Below are 2,141 nucleotides of genomic sequence, written 5' to 3' on the forward strand. Positions count from 1 at the left end.
CGGAAGCTAAGGCCTGGCACGGCGATGGTACTGCACCCGATGGGGTGTGGGAGAGTAGCACGCCGCCGCATCACACTTCCAAGGGAGGGGAGACACCACCACGGTGCCTCCCCTCCCTCATTTCTTTTTCTTTACAGCCACCGACACGCAACCGACACCACCCGCCACAACGACACGACACAACCCACACACGACACCACAGGCGACCCGACAACACGACGGGACAACACCACCCAAAAGATGCCTCACGCAAGGCGCCAGGTTCCCACAAACCGCACATAAGATTCGTTATCGGATACATCGATCGGCATATGACTTCGATGGCTTCATTGCCGTGTACGCCGGTCTGAATCATCCCGTCCGTCGTGTCGGGATCAGGCCGTTCTCCAGCCGGCCGTCGTCATGCGGGTCTGGACCGTCCGTTCTGCCGGCCCCGATCAGCCGAAGCATTCCATCGCCGCGACGACCCGCACCATATCGTCGTCGATGCAATCGCGCCCATAGGCGTCGATGAAGCGTCGCCGGAAACGATCGGTATGCAGATTGTACTCAAGCGTCCACAATGCCCAGAACACGTCGACGTGACGATCGCCGACGCCTGCGCTATCCAGATCGATGAACCCGCTGAACCGCCAATCGTCGAGCACGACATTCGGCAGACAATAGTCGCCGTGCAGCAGCGTATCCGTCATCAACGCATCGCTGTGCCGCTCCACGACCGACCAGATGTCGTCGGGTGAGGCGTCGCCGTACCATCGCGTGTAGAACGACGCGTCGCATGCGCCCATCCGACGATTCGCCTCCGCACGGGCCAGATAGCGTGCCGTATGGTCGGTGACGGGACAGCCGTCATGGTCATGCGCATGCAGCTCGGTCAGCAGTCTGGCCAGCAGGTCGCACAGCCGCTCCGGTTCGTCCAGGTACCGCCGCGAACAGCAATCCTCGCCGGGCGCCCTGCGCGTGAGCAACCAGTCGTCGGCGTCGTCGCCGTGATACGCGATTACCTCGGGCGCCAGCCCCGCGTCGTGGAAGTATCGGTCCATCGCCGCCTCGCGCTCCAGCGTTCCGGGCGCGGAGCGCTTCAGATAATATCCGCCGTCCGCATCGAGCAGCACGACGCGTGCCTGCGGCGAACTGCTGCTGTCGTACACGGCGCATCCGGCGAAGACATCGTCGAGCCAATCGGGAAGAACGCCCTGCTCCATCAACGGTTCGGCGGTGCCGAGATAAGTCCGTTCCATGGCCACCAGTCTAGGCGCAGCGGGGCGAGGCCGCGCATGGCCGGCCTGGCCGCACTGCGCCGTGACCGGCCCCAGGCCGCATTCGTCGGCATCCGGTGGTCCGCGGCCGTCGATCGGCGACATCGGTTCCGTCCCCGCGGGGCTCCACGCCCGGCTATCAGCCATGTGTTCCGCATGGAGTCTCCGGCCCGGGAGGGCTGCACATATGTCGACGAGGTGGACCGGGCGGCGTATCGCGGGACATGCCATGAGACGGCCTGATCGCAGCAGACGCGGTGGATTTGACGGGCTGGCCGCGCCCGGGACCGGTTACGGTTGCATGCGGGGAGGACGGGCGCCGACCGGCCTGGACGCGGCGCTGGTGTATCCGTCGTCGGCGTTGCCTGGCGCGTGGCGGTTCGTGACGATGACGGGTGATTGGCGCCGGCGGTTTGTACCCCTTTCAGCGGAAAGGCGGCCTGAACCGCCGGCCCGGCGTCGCGCACCGCCGTAGGGCGCCGGGGCAAGGCCGGTCGGACGCCAGGCGCCGCACAGCCTGGACCGGGGCGCGTGTGGCGACGATCGGGCGGTGTACTGTCAGACGTCTTCGGTGGGACTGATTGTCCCCGGATCGCCCGCCTGCGGTGATGCCGGGCGGCCTGGTCCATCGGCGGCGCCGTCTCTCATACGCTGCGTGTCGGAGTCGACGATTGTGCCGACCGCCGATTACGGAACGCCTGGTCGTCCGGTCCTGCGCGTCGGCCTGGGTGTCGTGTTGTGTGGCTGTGGTTGGCGGTGTTGGTTGGTGACACGCCGTGGTGGTGTGGTTTGTGGTGGTGGTTTGGTGGTGGTGGGGTTGGTTGTGTCGTGTTTTTGGTGGTGTGCGACACGCCGGTGGAGTGGCTTGTTTCCGGGGTTTTT

General features: G+C 65.7%; 1 protein-coding gene. It reads right to left on the reverse strand.

Annotated features, from left to right (window positions below; all coding sequences use genetic code 11):
- Nucleotides 1–437: 437 nt before the first annotated feature.
- A complete protein-coding gene (locus KIH73_RS10690) occupies nucleotides 438–1,364 on the reverse strand; it encodes an aminoglycoside 3'-phosphotransferase (RefSeq protein WP_219083354.1) in 927 nt (308 codons plus the stop codon).
- Nucleotides 1,365–2,141 lie beyond the last annotated feature (777 nt).

The sequence above is a fragment of the Bifidobacterium phasiani genome (assembly GCF_019331775.1).
GTDB lineage: Bacteria > Actinomycetota > Actinomycetes > Actinomycetales > Bifidobacteriaceae > Bifidobacterium > Bifidobacterium phasiani.

Bases quoted from the DNA above. Each gene is read 5' to 3' on its own strand.
- KIH73_RS10690 (WP_219083354.1), bottom strand. From the start codon at position 1,364: ATGTCGCCGATCGACGGCCGCGGACCACCGGATGCCGACGAATGCGGC.